Origin of the sequence: Paenibacillus sp. FSL H7-0756 (genome assembly GCF_038006765.1) — a bacterium.
GTDB lineage: Bacteria > Bacillota > Bacilli > Paenibacillales > Paenibacillaceae > Paenibacillus_AQ.
The window spans coordinates 1,113,682-1,130,716 of the sequence record NZ_JBBOVT010000001.1; the positions used below are offsets into that span (position 1 = coordinate 1,113,682).

Annotated in this window: 17 protein-coding genes; 11 read left to right on the top strand and 6 right to left on the bottom strand. The window is 54.4% G+C overall.

All coding sequences use genetic code 11. From position 1 onward, the window contains the following. The first annotated feature begins 3 nt into the window (after positions 1–3). Positions 4–2,220, top strand: coding sequence for a carbohydrate-binding domain-containing protein (locus tag NST04_RS05015; protein WP_341183408.1), 2,217 nt, complete (start codon positions 4–6; stop codon positions 2,218–2,220). Positions 2,221–2,294: 74 nt separating this feature from the next. Here NST04_RS05015 and NST04_RS05020 read toward each other — a convergent pair whose 3' ends face one another. Further along, positions 2,295–3,209, bottom strand: a complete 915-nt coding sequence (locus NST04_RS05020; protein WP_341183409.1) for a phosphatidate cytidylyltransferase — start codon at positions 3,207–3,209, stop codon at positions 2,295–2,297. Positions 3,210–3,327: 118 nt separating this feature from the next. On the opposite strand from NST04_RS05020, the gene NST04_RS05025 reads away from it, so the two are divergent. The 3 genes from NST04_RS05025 (at position 3,328) to NST04_RS05035 (ending at position 5,622) form a co-directional block, all read left to right on the top strand. Further along, positions 3,328–3,873, top strand: a complete 546-nt coding sequence (locus NST04_RS05025) for a hypothetical protein (RefSeq protein WP_036691837.1) — start codon at positions 3,328–3,330, stop codon at positions 3,871–3,873. Between the two features lie 219 nt (positions 3,874–4,092). Continuing rightward, positions 4,093–4,569: a DinB family protein gene (locus tag NST04_RS05030; RefSeq protein WP_341183410.1), complete on the top strand. Its 477-nt coding sequence runs from the start codon at positions 4,093–4,095 to the stop codon at positions 4,567–4,569. Positions 4,570–4,746: 177 nt separating this feature from the next. After that, complete coding sequence (locus tag NST04_RS05035) at positions 4,747–5,622, top strand: phosphotransferase family protein (protein ID WP_341183411.1); 876 nt, start codon at positions 4,747–4,749, stop codon at positions 5,620–5,622. Between the two features lie 62 nt (positions 5,623–5,684). Here NST04_RS05035 and NST04_RS05040 read toward each other — a convergent pair whose 3' ends face one another. From NST04_RS05040 to NST04_RS05050, 3 genes are all read right to left on the bottom strand, one after another. Further along, on the bottom strand, positions 5,685–6,572 hold the full coding sequence (locus tag NST04_RS05040) for a diacylglycerol/lipid kinase family protein (protein WP_341183412.1): 888 nt from the start codon (positions 6,570–6,572) through the stop codon (positions 5,685–5,687). A 130-nt stretch (positions 6,573–6,702) separates the two neighbouring features. Next, positions 6,703–7,677 (bottom strand): catalase family peroxidase, encoded by a 975-nt coding sequence (locus NST04_RS05045; RefSeq protein ID WP_341183413.1) that lies wholly within the window; start codon positions 7,675–7,677, stop codon positions 6,703–6,705. A 69-nt stretch (positions 7,678–7,746) separates the two neighbouring features. Beyond that, the gene (locus NST04_RS05050; protein WP_076156467.1) at positions 7,747–8,232 is read right to left on the bottom strand and encodes a GNAT family N-acetyltransferase; all 486 of its coding nucleotides are present in this window, start codon (positions 8,230–8,232) and stop codon (positions 7,747–7,749) included. 149 nt (positions 8,233–8,381) lie between these two features. On the opposite strand from NST04_RS05050, the gene NST04_RS05055 reads away from it, so the two are divergent. Further along, on the top strand, positions 8,382–8,723 hold the full coding sequence (locus tag NST04_RS05055; protein WP_341183414.1) for a zinc ribbon domain-containing protein YjdM: 342 nt from the start codon (positions 8,382–8,384) through the stop codon (positions 8,721–8,723). Positions 8,724–8,878: 155 nt separating this feature from the next. Here NST04_RS05055 and NST04_RS05060 read toward each other — a convergent pair whose 3' ends face one another. Then, positions 8,879–9,919: a C40 family peptidase gene (locus NST04_RS05060; protein WP_341183415.1), complete on the bottom strand. Its 1,041-nt coding sequence runs from the start codon at positions 9,917–9,919 to the stop codon at positions 8,879–8,881. Between the two features lie 249 nt (positions 9,920–10,168). Here NST04_RS05060 and NST04_RS05065 point away from each other — a divergent pair, with 249 nt between their 5' ends. Together NST04_RS05065 and NST04_RS05070 are read left to right on the top strand one after the other, a co-directional pair. After that, positions 10,169–10,774: a TetR/AcrR family transcriptional regulator gene (locus tag NST04_RS05065; protein WP_341185180.1), complete on the top strand. Its 606-nt coding sequence runs from the start codon at positions 10,169–10,171 to the stop codon at positions 10,772–10,774. A 73-nt stretch (positions 10,775–10,847) separates the two neighbouring features. Next, on the top strand, positions 10,848–12,278 hold the full coding sequence (locus tag NST04_RS05070) for a DHA2 family efflux MFS transporter permease subunit (protein WP_341183416.1): 1,431 nt from the start codon (positions 10,848–10,850) through the stop codon (positions 12,276–12,278). Positions 12,279–12,309: 31 nt separating this feature from the next. On the opposite strand, the gene NST04_RS05075 is transcribed toward NST04_RS05070, so the two are convergent. Next, the gene (locus tag NST04_RS05075; RefSeq protein ID WP_341183417.1) at positions 12,310–12,744 is read right to left on the bottom strand and encodes a MarR family winged helix-turn-helix transcriptional regulator; all 435 of its coding nucleotides are present in this window, start codon (positions 12,742–12,744) and stop codon (positions 12,310–12,312) included. A 121-nt stretch (positions 12,745–12,865) separates the two neighbouring features. Between NST04_RS05075 and NST04_RS05080 the strand changes: the two genes are divergently transcribed. The 4 genes from NST04_RS05080 to NST04_RS05095 all read left to right on the top strand — a co-directional run bounded on the left by NST04_RS05080 (position 12,866) and on the right by NST04_RS05095 (position 17,024). Then, positions 12,866–13,450, top strand: a complete 585-nt coding sequence (locus NST04_RS05080) for an NAD(P)H-dependent oxidoreductase (protein WP_036722791.1) — start codon at positions 12,866–12,868, stop codon at positions 13,448–13,450. A gap of 130 nt (positions 13,451–13,580) precedes the next feature. Further along, on the top strand, positions 13,581–14,435 hold the full coding sequence (locus NST04_RS05085; protein WP_341183418.1) for an SDR family oxidoreductase: 855 nt from the start codon (positions 13,581–13,583) through the stop codon (positions 14,433–14,435). A 232-nt stretch (positions 14,436–14,667) separates the two neighbouring features. Beyond that, positions 14,668–16,296: a copper amine oxidase N-terminal domain-containing protein gene (locus tag NST04_RS05090; protein ID WP_341183419.1), complete on the top strand. Its 1,629-nt coding sequence runs from the start codon at positions 14,668–14,670 to the stop codon at positions 16,294–16,296. A 443-nt stretch (positions 16,297–16,739) separates the two neighbouring features. After that, complete coding sequence (locus tag NST04_RS05095; RefSeq protein ID WP_341185181.1) at positions 16,740–17,024, top strand: LytTR family DNA-binding domain-containing protein; 285 nt, start codon at positions 16,740–16,742, stop codon at positions 17,022–17,024. Positions 17,025–17,035: the final 11 nt, after the last annotated feature.

Sequence of the window (17,035 nt, forward strand, 5' to 3'; positions counted from 1 at the left end):
CTGATGAAGAACAGATTAACAGCCGGTAAAATTGGACTTATGCTGCTATGCGCCGCAGTTATGTCGGCATGCAGTGCAAAAGCAGCTACGCCATCCGATACAAGTAACAACGTGAGTACAACAGCTGAGGCCGTTCAGAGCAGTACCTCTGCCGCGGTGCAGCCGGCAAGTGTGAAGACAGCGGATCTTGTGGCCTGGGAGGAAGAGGATGCTGTAACCGCCTGGACGGCAGCGGATTCTACCGCTATAACTCTGGCTGGAACTAATGCCGTGGTAGATGGCGCAGGTGCCACAGCGCAAGAGGGCACAGTGACCATTACGGAGGCAGGCACTTATGTGCTCAGCGGCACACTAAGTGACGGACAGATTATTGTAGATGAGCAGGCAAAAGGTACTGTAAGACTCGTGTTGAACGGTGCCCACCTGACGGACAACGATAATGCTCCCGTCTACATCAAGGAAGCCGGCAAAGTAGTCATCACCTTGCAGGAAGGCACGGATAACAGTGTGACAGATGGAGCTGCGTATGTATTCGCAGATGGAGCTGAGGATGAGCCAAGCGCTGCGCTCTTCAGCAAAGCGGACCTGACGATTAACGGCACCGGCAAGCTGACGGTCACCGGCAACTACAACGACGGCATCACCGGCAAGGATGATCTGACAATCATATCCGGCACCCTCGAAGTGAAGGCAGCGGATGACGGTATTGTCGGTAAGGACATGATTGCCATTCAGGACGGCAATATCACAATTCATGCCGAAGGCGACGGCATCAAATCGACCAATGACAAGGATGCCACCAAGGGCTTCATCGCCATTGCCGCCGGAACCTTCGACATTACAGCCGGTAATGACGGGCTTCAAGCGGAGACCGCTGCTGTCATCGACAGCGGCACCTATACGCTGGTGACTGGCGGCGGCTATGTGAACGCCGAAGTGAAGACCGGCGGTCAGGGCGGGCCGGGGATGGGTGGCGGCGGCTTCGGCCAGAGGCCGGAAGACGGCAGCTTCCCTGCTCCGGGAGAAGCCGGGGGTACGCCGCCTGCGATGGATGCTGCGCCGGCGGCTGACCAGCCCCAAGCAGCGGAGAGCAGCACCGCGGCAGCGGCACAGACTGACACCGCAGCAGCGGCGGAGACGGAATCCGTCAGCGCCAAAGGGATTAAGGCAGGCGGGGACCTGACGGTGAACGGCGGAAGCTTCACGGTGGATGCCGCAGATGATGCGCTGCACAGCAACAGCAGTATCTCGGTAACGGATGGAGAATTCCAGATCGCTACAGGGGATGACGGGCTTCACGCCGATGCTCTGGTCTCCATATCAGGCGGCACCGTCAATATTACGGAGAGCTATGAAGGGATAGAAGGAGCGGACATCACCATATCCGGCGGTGAGATTCATGTGACAGCCACAGACGATGGCGTCAATGTGGCTGGAGGCAACGATACCAATGCGGCAGCAGGAACGCAGGCACAGGATTCGTTCAGCAGCACCGGCAGCAACCTGCTGACCATCAGCGGCGGGACCCTGACCGTAGATGCCGCAGGCGATGGCCTGGACTCCAACGGCTCAGTGACTATGACCGGCGGCACCGTCATTGTGTATGGCCCCGAGAACTCCGGCAACGGCGCCCTGGATTATGACGGAGCCTTCAACATCACCGGCGGATTCCTGGTAGCCGCAGGTGCATCAGGAATGGCACAGGCTCCGGGCGAGGACTCCGGCCAGTATTCGGTAAGCGTGGAATTCGCAGCAACTCAGCAGGCTGGAACGATGGTTCATCTGGAAGATGCTGACGGCAAGGCCATTCTGACCTTCGCTCCGGCGAAGAGCTTCCAGACTGTAGTGGTCAGCGCTCCAGAGCTTACGGACGGCTCTTATACCGTCTACACCGGAGGCAGCTCTACCGGAACAGCCACAGACGGATTGTATACCGGCGGGACGTACAGCGGGGGCAGCAAATTTGTTGCTTTTGACATCACCAATACGGTGACCTGGGTGAATGCTTCGGGTGTAACCACAGGCGGAAGCAGTATGGGCGGGCCGGGAGGCGGCGGCTTCGGCGGCGGCAGAGGCAACAGAGCCGGAGGCGGACCTGGCGGAGCAGGAGGCACGCCGCCTGCGGACGCTGGTACAACGAAGCCAGCAGATGCGGGTACGACGAAGCCGGCCGATGCGGGCACTACAGCTCCAGAGGGTGCAGGTACTAGCACGAATTAAGCGGGACAGTATAGAAGAGACTATCCATTAGCGGATAGTCTCTATTTTTGCACAATATTAAGTGTGATCAGCGGCTACATGAAGTCGAAATAGTAGCGGATGACATGGAAGAATACCGGTGCGGTGTAGGCAAGACTGTCTACGCGGCTCAGGTAGCTTTTTTGCAGCGCTGCGAATTTGTCGTCATCCCCGATCAGCAGATCCCGCTTGAGTACGGAGACTGTCAGGCTGCCGAAGAAGCCGCTGAGACTGATCAGCATGCCGGAGAGATAGCCAAAGGCCGGATTCAGCGGTGTAAGATGAGAATAGCTCAGGTACGAGACTGCTGTAGTCACCACGAACGCGCAGACGAAGCCTTCCCAGGTCAGATGGGGATTCGCGGTCGGAACGATCCGGTGTTTGCCGAAATAGATCGAAGCCAGATAGTGAATGGCATCATTGAGCTGAGTCAGCACCACCAGGAAGAGGACCAGACCTGCCCCGTACTCCGGAGTGGCGAACTGGAAGTAAGCCAGATGGCTGAGCCCGAATACCATCAGCATCAGTCCCCACTGGGTTGCGCTGACACTGCGCAGGAAGCCTAGCGTGCCTTTGTTGATCAGCCGGGGAAGCGGCAGCAGCAGGAACACATAGACCGGAATGAAAATAATGAACATCCCGTACCACTCAATGTAGATCCAGTAGAATTGCAGCGGAATGGACAGGTATGCCCAGAGGAACAGCCTGCGGTCTGCTTTTCGGGTGCGGATCATGGAGAAGTATTCCTTAAGGGCGAAGAAGCTCAGGACCATCAGGGACAGCAGGGACACCAGGGCGTTGGACAGGGTAGCCAGGCAGAAGATGAACAGCATGCCCCACCAGGTTCGGATGCGGAAGCCGATTCCGGTATAATCCTTGTCCTTCTGTAGTCTGCTTACCACAAGATACAGCACATGGATCACCGATAGAGCTGCAAAGATTAGAACTAGTGTGAATAAAGAACGGTTCATTACAATCACCAACTTGTCTCGGGTATCATTTCAATATAGGGATTTTATGCTAAAATAGACAGAGCGTCCAGCTTATTATGAAGTAAAACAACTGACTTGATAAGGGGAAATATTGTAAATGTCAGCAGATCCATCGGTGTACATCATGCTCACCAATACGGGAACGCTGTTCACGAAGCTCATTCAGGGGTATACCAAAGCGCCGTATAATCATGCCTCGATCTCGTTTAACAGGGAGCTGTCCGAGCTATATAGCTTTGGAAGGAAGCATCCGGCCAATCCGCTGAACGGCGGGTTCGTGAAGGAGGATATCCGCACAGGTACCTACAGTAAATATCCAGAGACGACTTGCGTCATCTACGAGCTTCAGGTTACGGACCGTGAGGTTGAGAAAATGAAGCGGGTGCTCCAGGTCTTCATCCGCAGCCGCCAGAAGTATCTCTACAATATCCTCGGCGTCATCGGTATTGCACTCAAGGAGCCGGTGGAGTTCAGTAACTCGTATTTCTGTTCGCAGTTCGTTGCCGAGATTCTGGAGCGCTCGGGCATTAAGCTATGGAACAAGCTGCCAGCGCTTGTCACCCCGGATGATTTCCGGCAGAGCGACCGGCTGCATCTGGTCTATTACGGCAAGCTGAGCGAATACAAGCCCTCCAGCCAGTAGAGAAGTCCTCGTTCCCGGTAGGGGAGGGGACTTTGTTTTTTAGGAAATAGTTATAGAGGAATCCTGCAAAAAGTGCAACAATTCTGCTCCTTACAAGCGGCTGGTGAGAGAAAGCGCCATTATCCGTCACCTGCAGGGTGACTTTATTTATACAAGAAGTTTACTTGGCTTATTCCGCCCGGAGTTTGATATTTTCAGGGAAAAAGGAGCGTGAAGCAAATGGTTCATGCTAAGGATGTGCTGGCCAATCAGTTGCTGGCTGGCGCCAATGACCCCAGCTGGCATCTGCCGTATATGCAGGCAACAGAGGAAGTTACAGAGGAGGAAGCCTTCTGGAAACCCGGCCAAGGGCTGTACAGCATTGCCGAGCTTACCGCTCATCTGCTGTACTGGAATGAAGCCTGGCAGACCCGGTACCGGGAGGGGCATATGGATGCCGTGCCTCCGGTGGGCGATAATCGTCTGAGCTTCGTGCTTCCTGCGGATACTTCCTTCGGCGAGCTTCGCGGCCGACTGTTGGATACCCTGCTGGCCTGGCAGAACCTTTTGTCCGAGGAAGGGCTGGAGAATCAGGTGAACGGGTTCCCGGAGCCGGCGGCATGGTGGGAGCTGATCAGCAATGCGGCGACGCATAATGCCTATCATATCGGCCAGATCGTATTGCTGCATAAGCTGTACGCGCAGGCCCGGCAATAGGAGCTGCCTTCAGGGGCATAGCGGCCCGGTGAGCGGTATAACCCGGACAGACAGACTGGCTGAGACTTCCCGTGCCGGTCTTTTTGCTGTGCAGAATACCTTAACCTGTAATTAACTGGAGCATGTGATATTCTTGGGATAAAGGCTTACAGAAGGAAAAAGAGAGGGAATCATATCATGATTGAGAACATCATCAGAGGTCTGGAAGCAAGGTATGCCTGCCGGCTGGAACGGCTGACAGGGGGATATACGAATCTCACCTATCTGATGGCGGGGGCGGAGCCGCCGCTTGTAGCCAAAATAACAAATATGTCCAATGAAGATACGCTCAATGAGGTTGAGGTCATGCGGCTGGTACAGGGAAGCTGTGATACCCCGGTGGTGCATGAGGTGGCAGAGATGGACGGAATGCGCATCATCATTATGGACTGCATGCAGGGCGGGAACGCCCAATCCGTTCTGGATGCCAGGGACTGGTCAAGAGCCGAGCGGATCTACAGCAGAATGGGGCAGCTGCTGGCTGCCCAGATTCATTCCCGATCTTATCAGCCGCAAGAGACACAGATCCGGATCAGCAACAGGTCAGCACTGAGTGAGGTGATTCAGAAGCTGGAATTCGTCCCCGCCGCTCTCGGCAGGCAGTCGCTTCACCTTCTGTCTGCTGCGGAGGCCGGAGAGCTTCCTTGGGTCCTGACCCATGGCGATTACGGAGTACATAATCTGCTCTGTGAAGCCGATGATCTGCTGCATGTGCTGGACTGGGAATGGGCGGAATGGGGCAGCCCGCTGAATGATGTAGCCTGGGTCTGCTGGTTCACGAAGCACCATTATCCCGTACAATCCGTACTGCTCAACACGGCCTTCATGCAGGGCTATCTGTCTGTTAACCCGTTATCCTTCACTGCGCACCAGATGAAGGCGGCGAGTCTGTACAGGGTATGGAATATCCTGCACCGCCTGCAGATAGCGCCCAAGGAGGTGCAGCGTGAATGGGTCAGACGTCTCGAATGGACACTGGATGAGGACTTCGCAGAGTTTCATGGAATCCGCTAAGGTAGATGCTTTTGCTGGTGCTTGTACTCTGTAGCTTGGAACGCCTGAGTTGTCCGGGCTGATCAGTCCTCCGGCACCACGACCTGAATATGGCGCGGAATGGTGCTTAAGCGGATCGGCAGCGGCGGACCCTGCTCGCCGTCCACATTCGTCTGTACCGGCTCGGTGGAGCGGACGGAGACCTCCTTGGCTGTAAAGTAGATGACATCCTTATGATTCCGCAGATTGCCTAGCAGCAGGGAGATGCTGACCGTAACGGAATTCAGCAGGTGCAGGTCTTTGACGATGAAGCAATGGAGCAGGCCGTCATCTACAGCGGCAGCGGGGGCAAGCTTCTCGAAGCCGCCGACGGAATTCGTCAGCGCAGCAATGAACAGCGGGGAGGAGCCTTCCCAGATCTCCCCGTCGTGAGTAATCGTCAGGGTATGTGCATTATTGCTGGCCAACTCCTTAATGCCCTCCTTTAGATAAGCAAGGAACCCGAGCCGGCTCTTGTCTTCGGAGCTAACCGAGGAGAGGGAGCCTGCCAGAGAGCCTGCGGCCACCACATTGACGAACAGCCGGTCATTCAGCCGGCCCATATCGACTCTTCGGGTCCGTGGCGAAGCCAGGCTCTGGATTGCCTCTTCAGGAACAAGCGGAATCTGTAGCGCGCGGGCGAAATCATTGACGGTGCCCATCGGCACAATGCCAAGTGTGGGGCGGTGCTGCTGATCTGTGAGGCCGTTCATCGTCTCGTGGAGTGTGCCGTCTCCTCCAATGGCAACCACCAGATCATAACACTCGGCGCAGGCCTGAACGCAGAAGGCGGTTGCGTCTCCTTCCCCTGTGGTCTCCTGGACGGTAACCTGATATCCTGCACCTTGCAGCACCTCTTCCGCTGCTTGGATATAATCCCGCGCCTCTGCCTTGCCCGACGACGGGTTCATGATGACCATGGCCTGCTGCATACTGCACTCCTCTCTGTTGTAACCGGATTAATATCCATTAACCAACTAAGTATAGCGTTTGAATCAAAAGCGCCAAAGGGCGCAGTGTCCCTTTGGCGCTGAGCGATATATCTGCCGCAGCAGGCAGCGGCTATCTTCCTTCGATCCGCCGTCCATAAGATTCGGCGTAGGCCGCGCTGCGGAACCTCAGAATCGGGTCATCCGAGAGAAGCATGCCGGTTGTAAGGATCGTAGGGTCCATGAGCAGATACTTCGGATCGGGGTAGATCTCGGAAATATGCAGCCGGCCGAGATCGATTCTGCGGCGCTCTTCGGGCCAGGCGCGCGTGGGATCGTCCGTAGCATCGCCTTCCTCGCCCAGAACGGCGACAAGCTGGAAAATGGCCGGTTCATCCTTCAGGCGCAGCTCCAGCTCCTCCTCCAGATAGCGGTCCGGCTGCTGCGCAGCCTCTTCCAGCGTCAGTGTGCGCACGCCCTTCTCGGGAACCCACTCGAACCGGACAGGCTGTTGCCTGCCTTCGGCATTGACCAGCACATAAGCATGTATGCAGTAGTAATGACATTCGGCATAGCTGGCAGGCGGCATCAGCCGCCGCACCGCGAGCAGGGCCTCCTTGCTCTCGCTGAAGTGGCTGACAATCTCCTTCATCAGCTCAATCGGTCCGAGTGTCCCGGTCCGCAGCCGGTGGGCCATATGTACAATGTCGATGAAGGACTCCGGAGTCCGGGCAAAAAAGACAGGGACGCTCACTCCAACCAGATTTGTAACCTCGCCATCCGGCAGGATGAATTGGACAGCCATTCCCTTGGCAGGAGAGAGCAGATCCGCCAGTGCCGGATCGGTCGAGCTCCCCGAGAAGCGGATAATGGCGTTCACCTGCTGCTCCTGCAGGTGTTCCGCCTCCGTGAATTCCTTTCCCAGTCCGCTAGGCCGGAAGAAGCCGCGGCAGCAGACTCCCGCCGCATGGGCACGGCGGTATCCGGGATGGACACCGGACAGGTTCTCGATCGCGTCTACCGCCTCGGCGGCCAGCCCTTCAGCCGCAGCTTGCTCCCCTGCCGGCAGTTGTCCGTCCAGTTCAGCTTCATTCTTGCCCTCATTCACGCTCATACCCCTCCCGCATATCCATTGAAATGGAATAATCTACATCCTAATTCTTACCACACCGGCCATTCATCTAAACTGCTTCTCGTAAACATCCACTTCGTTATTGTGGTTATCGGTCGCTCTTCTGACCGGGGCGAACCCGTTTCGGGTCCAGAAGGCCTCCCCGGCCTTGTTCTCCAGCTGAACGGCTAGTCTGACGGCGCTGAGGCCATGATTCCTGAACATTCGCTCCAGCTCATGTACGGCGGTTTTTCCGATCCCCTGCCGGCTGTATTGCCGGTGAATCACCAGCAGGCCGATCCACGGATAATGATCCGCGCTATAGTCAGGCAGGTAGGTGATCAGACCGGCAATCCGGTCATGGCTTCTGATGTATAGCATTTTCTCCCCCATAGTGAGGTTGTTGCGGTTCTCCTCCTCCAGCTCCAGGGGCTCCAGAAACGCCTTATGCAGGACCATCTGGTTGAATTCAGGCTGAGAGTTCAGGATGGAGGCCTGAATATCCAGACTCTCCGGCGCTAACGGGTCCAGTACTGGTTCTAACCAAATCATATCATCACCCGCTTAAAATTAATTATATATCTAATTAGATATTAATATAATTATATGAACTATTCAACTACCATGCGCAGGAATATGCTAAAATAAAGCAGACTTACCCAATACAACATGCATTAAGCAGAAATGGAGATTATTAATCAATGAGTGAATTACCAAATTGCCCGCAATGTGGCTCTGTGTATACCTATGAGGATGGAGCGCTGCTGGTCTGCCCGGAGTGTGCCCATGAGTGGTCTCTGGATGCAGCGGGCGCAAGCGGCGAGGATGAGAAGGTAGTGAAGGATGCTAACGGCAATGTCCTGGCTGACGGAGACACCGTAACGGTGATTAAAGATCTCAAGGTCAAAGGCAGCTCGTCCGTTCTGAAGATAGGCACGAAGGTGAAGAATATCCGTCTGGTGGACGGCGACCATGATATCGATTGTAAAATCGACGGGTTCGGCGCAATGAAGCTGAAATCGGAGTTTGTGCGCAAGGCCTAGCATGAAGCTGATGCGGAAGAGATGGAAATAAGGCACTTGTCAGATTAAGTGCCTTTTTTCCAACTGTTACTCCTGAATGCGACATTTGCTTAGGCAGCAAGTGTAGAAAATCCAACTGTTACAGGGGACCGCTGAATTCCCGCTTTCTCTCCCCGCTATAGAATCCGCCGCGCGGTAACAAACCGCTGCTTCCACTTGCTGCTGAAATCCTCCATATGTACACCCTGCTCCTTGGAGTAGGTATGCAGTATCCGGTTATTTCCGGCGTAGATGGCTACATGTCCGATGTCGAGACCCCTGGCGGTGAAGAAGAGCAGATCTCCGGTGCGCAGCTCGTCCAGGCCAACCTTCCGGCCTTCATCTGCCTGATCGTAAGAGACGCGGGGAAGCTCAATCCCAAGCGTATCCCCGAATACACGCTTCACAAAAGAAGAACAGTCGAACGTATTCGTCTGGTTCGGAGAAGCGCCGAATTCATAAGGGGTATTCAGGTATTTCTTACCTGAAGCAATCAGGGCTTCCCCTTGCTTCTGCAGCAGGGAAGGGCTTCTGTAATCCGTGAATTTCGGCTTGGAAGATACATATCCTCTCATATGATCTGTGGTCCGAACCTCCAGCCAGAGGGCATTAACCTCACGGATGACATGGACCTTGCTTCCGGCGGGCAGCAGGCCCAGACTGGTGGCGCTGCTCCCGGCATCCGGGGTGCTGCGCAGGTTGACCCCCCAGGTGACCGAGGTCTCATAGGCGGACGCCGAGGAGATAAGGACAGAGCCCGAAGCCGGCTCCCAGCTCACCTCGCTGCCCAGGGCTTCACTGACGAAGCGCAGGGGAATCATACTGTAGCCTTGCGATAGTTGTCCCGGTACCGCCAGCTGGGTGGTCTTCCCGTTCAGCAGAGCAGTGGACGAGCCTAAGGTATAGGTAAGTGCAGTGCCGCCTTTGACGGCAGTTACGGTCTTGCTTGCGTTGTTCCAGGAGAGCTCAGCCCCCTGGGCCTCGAACAGCCCCCGCATGGGAACCAGTACAGTCCCGCTGATGTTCAGCGGCCGGGTCTCCGGCTGAAGCTGCTGCCCGTCCAGGTAAATGGAGATGGGCCGGGGTGAGGGTGCTGCATCTGCATGGGCATTACCGCCCGCCGTAGCGGTCAGGGCCAGTCCTAGCAGAGACAGCAGTATAGTTGTTCTGGTTGTCATGGATTCATCACCTTATGGATAGATTTAACTCTCTCCAGTTAGACGCGATTGGTGTGAATTGGTTTTGTGCCAATTGTTGGCAACGTTTCGCAGACAAGGCTGTAAGAACCGCGCTTGACATCCGCTAGGATGCAGATTACAATCTAACCAGTTAGTTATAAATAGGAATAGGGGGTAACAACCATAACCACAACTGGGAACAAACGCAGCGCCAAAATCTACGATGCCGCCCGGACCCGGGGCGTTATCCTGGATGCAGCCGAGGAGATCTTTGCCGAGTCCGGCTTCTCAGCGGCACGGATTGATGCCATTGCGAAGGCTTCCGGGTATAACAAAAGCCTGATCTACCAATATTATGGCGACAAATTAGGGTTGTACACGGAAGTGGTCAAGCGGGCGGACCAGGTTAGTGAACAGATCACCGGCTCGTTCATCAGCGAATTGCTGAAGGATGAGCAGCAACTCAAGGACCCGTCCGCATTCAAAAATTTCGTGGATTACTGGACCCGTCAGACGGTCTCCTTCCTGCTGGAGCACCGGACTTACCTGAGAATCCTGTTCTGGGAGGCTGCGGAAGGCTGGAAGACCTTGAATCAGATCAGCTACCGTCTTGACGATGATCCTCAGATGTATAAGGTTGCATTGGCCGCCCAGAGGAACGGAATCCTCCGCCGGGATCTGGACCCCGCACTTTTTCCGATGCTGGCCATGAACATGATTGCTATGACACTGCAGTCGTCTTCAAGGTTCGAGCACGTGTTCGGCAATCTGGATTCCCCGCAAAATAGAGAGCAGGCCACCAGTCAGATCGTACAATTTATTATCCATGGCGTCATGGAGCCGTCTTTACTGTAAGGGGCGGCTTTTTCTTCTCAGTAATTATAAACAACTAGTTAGTTTTAAATGAACAGATAAAGGAGAATCAGAGATGGAGAAGGCACCAAAGGGAACCAATCTAATCATGGCTATTCTAATTATCGGGACAATGGCGGGGCTATTGAATCAATCCTCGCTGAATACGGCACTGCCTAACATTATGGGTGAGTTCCGGTTGTCTGCGAGCACCGTGCAGTGGTTAACGACCGCTTTTGCACTGGTGACGGGTATTGTTGTTCCGATTACAGCTTATCTTATTCAGCGCTTCACGACGAAGCAGGTATTCGTCTTTGCGATGGGCATGCTGACTGCGGGGACGCTTCTGTGTGCGGTTTCCCCGAGCTTCGGCCTGCTGCTCACCGGAAGAATTGTGCAGGCGGTCGGAGTGGGCATTATGCTTCCCCTGGTCCAGACCCTGACGTTCATTCTCATCCCGGTAGCCAAGCGCGGGTTCACGATGGGGCTGATCGGGCTGGCGATTAACTTCGCTCCGGCGATCGGACCTGTGCTGAACGGCTGGCTCGTGGAGGATCATTCCTGGCGCTTGTTGTTCTATATTCTGGCTCCTTGCTCGCTGCTGCTTACGCTCCTGGGCGTGTTTCTGGTGAAGAACGTGACGCCACAGGTAAAAAGTAAGGCCGACGCGCTCTCCATGACGTTATCCTCGCTCGGCTTCGGCGGTGTGCTGTACGGATTCAGTGTCTCCGGCAGTCAAGGATGGGGAAGCACCGAGGTGCTAATTTCCCTCGCGGTCGGGTTCATCGCGCTCTGCCTGTTCGTGTGGCGGCAACTGAAGATGGAGAATCCTCTGCTGGAGCTGCGGGTGTTCACCAGTTCTGCCTTTACGATGGCTACAGTAATCAGTATGATCCTGATGATTATCATGCTGAGCGCGCAGCTCCTGCTGCCGCTGTATATGCAGACCATGCTTGGCTATACTGCGCTGAAGTCAGGTCTGATGCTGCTGCCGGGTGCGATTCTGATTTGTATCATGTCCCCGATAGCGGGAAGAATATTCGATAAAATAGGTGCCAGAACGATGGTCATTACCGGAATCAGCCTGACGGTCATCTCTGCACTGTTGTTCTCCAATCTGACGGAGCACACGTCCTATATGTTCCTGATGGTCGGCTACTCTCTGCGGATGGCTGGCGTCAGCCTGACCCTGCTGCCCGTCATCACCAGCGGAATGAATTCTCTGCCGCCTGACCTGATCCGCCACGGAATTCCCGTGAATACCACACTGCGTACCGTCGCCGGTTCCATTGGGACGGCCCTGCTTGTCACTATTATGACCTACAGCGGCGGCGGCTTGAAGCAGACGGGCGATGTCCATAGCTTAATTCACGGAATGAATGTGGCTTCTATGGTCACCACAGGCGCCGCGGTGGCTGCGCTGATCCTGTCCTTGTTCCTCAAGCGCAAGGAGGCTCCTGCTCCTGCGCCTGCGGAGATTGCAGCGAAGGGCGTTGCTGTGAAATAACCGCTCATAGAATGCAGGGCAGCCCTTATCCTCAGTTCAAATAAAATACCTTCTGTTGCAAGAGATCGAGCGCCCGCTCGGTCTCTTTGCGTTCCTCAGCGCTCAGAGCCGCAATACGCTGCTCGAACCGGACAGCGATCTGTCCGAAGGCCTCATTCATCAACGCCTCGCCTGCAGCGGAGAGCGTAATTCCCTGTCTGCGGCGGTCAGCGGGGTCGGTGACACGGGTACATAGCCCTTTTTCGCTAAGCTTCTTCAGCTCCCTGCTGGTATTGGGCATTGACATGTTCATGCAGTCGCTGATCTCGCTGAGCGTAACAGGCTGGCTGACGGCGATGTATTCGACAATCTTATATTGCAGCGGCGTTAAGCCGTCTGAGTTCACATCTTTGGAAATATCGTTCGTTATTTGATGGACGGCGGCAGTGAAGGCTATAAATTTCTGAAATAGATGGTTGTTGTCCATAAGATCACCTCAGAGGTCACGATACCAGAATAATTATCAAAAAACAATTATCATTTGACAAGTAATTTACGGCTGTGCTATGTTTTGGTTATCAAATGACAACTAAAGGGGAATACCACTGATGAATACACTTGTGATCTACACCCATCCGAACCATAAGAGCCTGAGCTACGCCTTCCTGGAGGAAGTACTGCGCGGCAGCAAGGAGAATGCCAAGATTACGGAAGTGAAGGTGCTTGATCTGTATGAGGCCGGATTCGATCCGGTCCTGGTGTTCAATGAAAATCGGCGCAGACGGGATATGTACCGGGAACCGGAGCTTGCAGAGTACAGGGAGCAACTGCTATGGGCCGATCAGATCGTGCTGGTCTATCCGATCTGGTGGGGACGCCCGCCAGCGATGCTGATGGGCTACATCGACCGGATGTTTGCATCGGGCTTCGCCTACCGGGATAAGGGCGGACTTTTGCCTGAGGGGCTGCTCAAGGGGAAGAGCGTGATCTGCATTTCCAGCATGAAGGGGCCGACCCACTACCCGCTGCTGTGGCTGGGGAACTCGCATAAGATACTGATGCGCAAAGCCCTGTTCAACTACGTGGGCATCCGTAAGGTGAAGTTCTTCGAATTCGGTAACATGGAGAGCAAGAAGGGGAAGCATAGCAAGAAGCTGGAGCAGATCTACCGCTATTTCAAGACAGTGGGCTGAGGACGAAACATTTGGTTTGACATTCGGTCAACTTGTAACTACAATGGTTACATGATTAGTAATTACCGCTGTCAACGTGAGCTTTGATAGCCGGGATTGAAATACAACAACCCAAATGGAGGAATGAAGAATGAAGATCGCATTAACAGGGGCAACAGGCCAGTTTGGTTCCATCGTAGCAGAGACTCTGTTGAAGACCGTACCCGCTGAGAATATTGTAGCCAGTGTCAGAAACCCGGAGAAGGCAGAAGCATTGAAGGCACGCGGCGTCGATGTCCGCCATGGCGATTTTGATCAGCCGGAGACACTGGATACCGCTTTTGCCGGAGTGGAGCGCCTGCTGATCGTCTCGGCTGACGGCGACAATGACACCCGTATCCGCCAGCATAAGGCAGCTGTAGATGCCGCTGTCCGTGCAGGTGTACGCTTCATCGTCTACACCAGTGTAGGCGATGCTGATAACAGCTCCCTGTTCCTGGCTCCGGTACACCGTGCCACAGAAGAGTTCATCCGTGAATCCGGTATTCCGTATGCCTTCCTGCGCAACAACTGGTACCTGGAGAACGAAGCCGGCTCCATTCAGGCCGTGAAGGCCGGCGCTCCTTGGCTGACCTCAGCCGAAGACGGCAAGGTAGGCTGGGCTACACGCGGCGATTATGCTGAAGCGGCAGCGGCTGTTCTGGCTGGAGAGAGCCGTGAGAGCGTCATCTACGAATTGTCCGGCACTCCGCTTACCCAGGCAGAGCTGGCAGCGGTGGTCGGCGAGGTTCTGGGCCAGGAGGTTGCCGTGCAACAGGTGGATGATGCCACCTATGCGAAGGTAATGGGCGAAGCCGGTGTGCCGGAAGCGGCGCTGCCGATCGTGGTTGCCATTCAGGCAGCCATCCGTGATGGTGCGCTGAATATCGAGAGCGGCGACCTTGCGAAGCTGCTGAACCGTCCGCTTACCCCGCTGAGTGAAGGTGTACGCGCGTTGCTGGCGTAACTCAATCTGCAAGCAGGTTATATTATTACAAGAGGCTGCCTGTTCCGGTATTTGATACCGGCGGGCGGCTTTTTTGTGTATAGGAATTCTGATTTCTCGGCTGTTGAGGGTGGTGTTTATTTTTTTAGCCGGGATTGTGATCCAAACCTGAATTCGCTGCGTTTCAGTATATGTATAGGCAAACAGGCAACGTGAACAACACATATTACACCAATCTAAGGAGTGAAGTGAGATGAAGATGAAGAAATTAGTCGTTCCGATGTTAAGCTTGACCCTGATGATCCCTGCGCTGGCAGGTGCGGAGGCAGCCCCGGCAGCCGCGATGATGAAGGCTTCGGTGAATACACCGGCTGCCGAGCTGAGAGCAGGCCTGGATTATCTGCTCTCCGAGCATTTCACCCTTGCCGTAACTGCAATGACGACGGCTTATGACGGCACCAAGGACGCGGCAGCGGCCTACCAGGCGCTTGATCAGAACGCGCTCGATATGCAGCCCGCCATTGCTTCACTGTACGGCGATGCAGGAGCGGCAGAATTTGAACGGATTTTCCGTGCACATAACAAGTACACCGACGATCTGGTGAAGGCGACGAAGAACAAGGACACGGTGGCCGTCAAAGCAGCAGAAGATAAAGTTAGCGGCTTTGTAGACGAGTTCGGGAATTTCCTCGGCACGGCAACAGAGGGCAAGCTTCCGGCAGCTGCCGCGAAGCAGGTTATCCGCAGTCATGAGAACCATGTCCAGGAAGTGTTCGAGGATTATGCAGCCGGCGATTACAAGGGCGCTTATGAAGCCTACCGTAAGGGGTACGCAGAGATGTTCGGCATCAGCAAGGCCCTGTCCAGTGCGATTACTACGCAAATGCCTGCTAAATTCGAGAATACCAAGGCAGATACCAAGGCTGCTGATCTGAGATCCGCACTCAACCAGTTAGCGGGTGAACACTTCGCCTTGTCCGTCCTGCAAATGCAGGAGCAATATGACGGAAGAGCGGCTTCCAATGCGCTGATTGCAGCCGAAGCCATGAATACGGCAGACTTCAAGGCAGCCATTGCTTCCATCTATGGTGCGGACGGGGCGGCGGCCTTCGAGAAGATCTGGGTCACGAATCATGTGAATGCCCAGGCTGATTTCGTATCAGCAGTGAAGAACAATGATGCAGCGGCAAAAGCGGCAGTGGAAGCGCGTATCGCCGGCTTCACCACTGAATTCGCAGCCTTCCTTGATTCGGCTACAGCAGGCAATCTGCCGAAGTCAGCGGGGCAATCTGCACTGACCACTCACGAGAACCAGGTGCAGCAGGTGCTTACGCAATATGCAGCGGGCAGCTATGACGCTTCTTATAAGACGAACCGCGAGGGCTACAAGACGATGTTCGGTGTAGGCCAAGCGCTGGGCAATGCGATTGTTACGCAGTTCAACGACAAGTTCCAGGATGCAGCAGCACCCGCACCTGCAACACCGGCAGATCCTGCTTCCATGGTGAAAGTCTGGATGAAGGTGGGCAGCGGCGTCCTGAACATTAACGGACAAGTAACTCAAATGGATACCAAGCCGTTCATCTGGAGCGGAATGACCTACATCCCGCTTCGCTACCTGAGTGAAGGCATCGGGGCAGAGGTCAAATGGGATAAGCAAGCGCAGCAGGTTACTATTATGGCAGGCAACGACACCCTTGTATTCTGGATGAATAAAGACTTCATGGAAGTCAACGGCATGAGAAAATCCGTCGGCGCCAAAGTCTTCGTGAACGACGACAACAGAACCGTAGTTCCTCTTCGTTTCATCACCGAATTGCTGGGCTGGAACGTACAATGGGGCAATGCAGATCAGTCTATTACTTTGACTAAGAGTATGTAATTAAGGTGCAGAAGTTAACCCTCTATATTAGGCCAGGATTAAACCGAGGCCAAAAGTAGATCAAACCCGCAAGCGGCTCACTGTAACAGGTGCCGTTTGCGGGTTTTTGTTGCGCGCGGAATCCATATTTTACATTGACAACCTATCAGATAAGGAAGGTTCCACACATGAACAGCACCAGCCTTTTGGCGTACCTGTAGTAGTTATATTTGTCGTATGGGAGCGGTTCCCGTATCATGTACATTAATTAGGCAACAGACCTTCAAATCTGAATTATCGCAGGTGATCCTATCCGAATTTCTATTGAGCATATTAGCAGGGAGCAGCAAGAGGAAATCATCATCAGATGCTATGAAGCAACTGAAGAGATCAGTCAGATAGTACATAAGCTTAAGGCAGAGACCCTTGTCCTACTGGGAGTCCAGGAAGAGAGGGTCAGCCGCATTAAGCTCAGTGATGTCTATTATTTCGAAGCCGTGGACGGTAAAGTATTCGTCTACAGCGAGAACCAGGTGTATGAAGTGAAGCAAAAGCTGTATGAGCTGGAGGAGCTGTGCCGGGACAAGAACTGTTTTCGCGCCTCCAAATCAACGATTCTGAATATCGCCAAGATCGAGAGCGTGCGTCCGTCCCTCAGCGGCAGGTTCACGGCACTGCTTGATAATGGGGAACGTGTAGTCATTTCAAGACAGTATGTACCCGCACTCAAACAAAGACTTGGATTATAAAGGAGGGGTCA

Excerpts from the sequence above, each read along its gene's own strand:
- NST04_RS05015 (WP_341183408.1), top strand. The coding sequence starts at position 4 with ATGAAGAACAGATTAACAGCCGGTAAAATTGGACTTATGCTGCTATGC.
- NST04_RS05020 (WP_341183409.1), bottom strand. The coding sequence starts at position 3,209 with ATGAACCGTTCTTTATTCACACTAGTTCTAATCTTTGCAGCTCTATCG.
- NST04_RS05025 (WP_036691837.1), top strand. The coding sequence starts at position 3,328 with ATGTCAGCAGATCCATCGGTGTACATCATGCTCACCAATACGGGAACG.
- NST04_RS05030 (WP_341183410.1), top strand. The coding sequence starts at position 4,093 with ATGGTTCATGCTAAGGATGTGCTGGCCAATCAGTTGCTGGCTGGCGCC.
- NST04_RS05035 (WP_341183411.1), top strand. The coding sequence starts at position 4,747 with ATGATTGAGAACATCATCAGAGGTCTGGAAGCAAGGTATGCCTGCCGG.
- NST04_RS05040 (WP_341183412.1), bottom strand. The coding sequence starts at position 6,572 with ATGCAGCAGGCCATGGTCATCATGAACCCGTCGTCGGGCAAGGCAGAG.
- NST04_RS05050 (WP_076156467.1), bottom strand. The coding sequence starts at position 8,232 with ATGATTTGGTTAGAACCAGTACTGGACCCGTTAGCGCCGGAGAGTCTG.
- NST04_RS05055 (WP_341183414.1), top strand. The coding sequence starts at position 8,382 with ATGAGTGAATTACCAAATTGCCCGCAATGTGGCTCTGTGTATACCTAT.
- NST04_RS05060 (WP_341183415.1), bottom strand. The coding sequence starts at position 9,919 with ATGACAACCAGAACAACTATACTGCTGTCTCTGCTAGGACTGGCCCTG.
- NST04_RS05070 (WP_341183416.1), top strand. The coding sequence starts at position 10,848 with ATGGAGAAGGCACCAAAGGGAACCAATCTAATCATGGCTATTCTAATT.
- NST04_RS05075 (WP_341183417.1), bottom strand. The coding sequence starts at position 12,744 with ATGGACAACAACCATCTATTTCAGAAATTTATAGCCTTCACTGCCGCC.
- NST04_RS05080 (WP_036722791.1), top strand. The coding sequence starts at position 12,866 with ATGAATACACTTGTGATCTACACCCATCCGAACCATAAGAGCCTGAGC.
- NST04_RS05085 (WP_341183418.1), top strand. The coding sequence starts at position 13,581 with ATGAAGATCGCATTAACAGGGGCAACAGGCCAGTTTGGTTCCATCGTA.
- NST04_RS05090 (WP_341183419.1), top strand. The coding sequence starts at position 14,668 with ATGAAGATGAAGAAATTAGTCGTTCCGATGTTAAGCTTGACCCTGATG.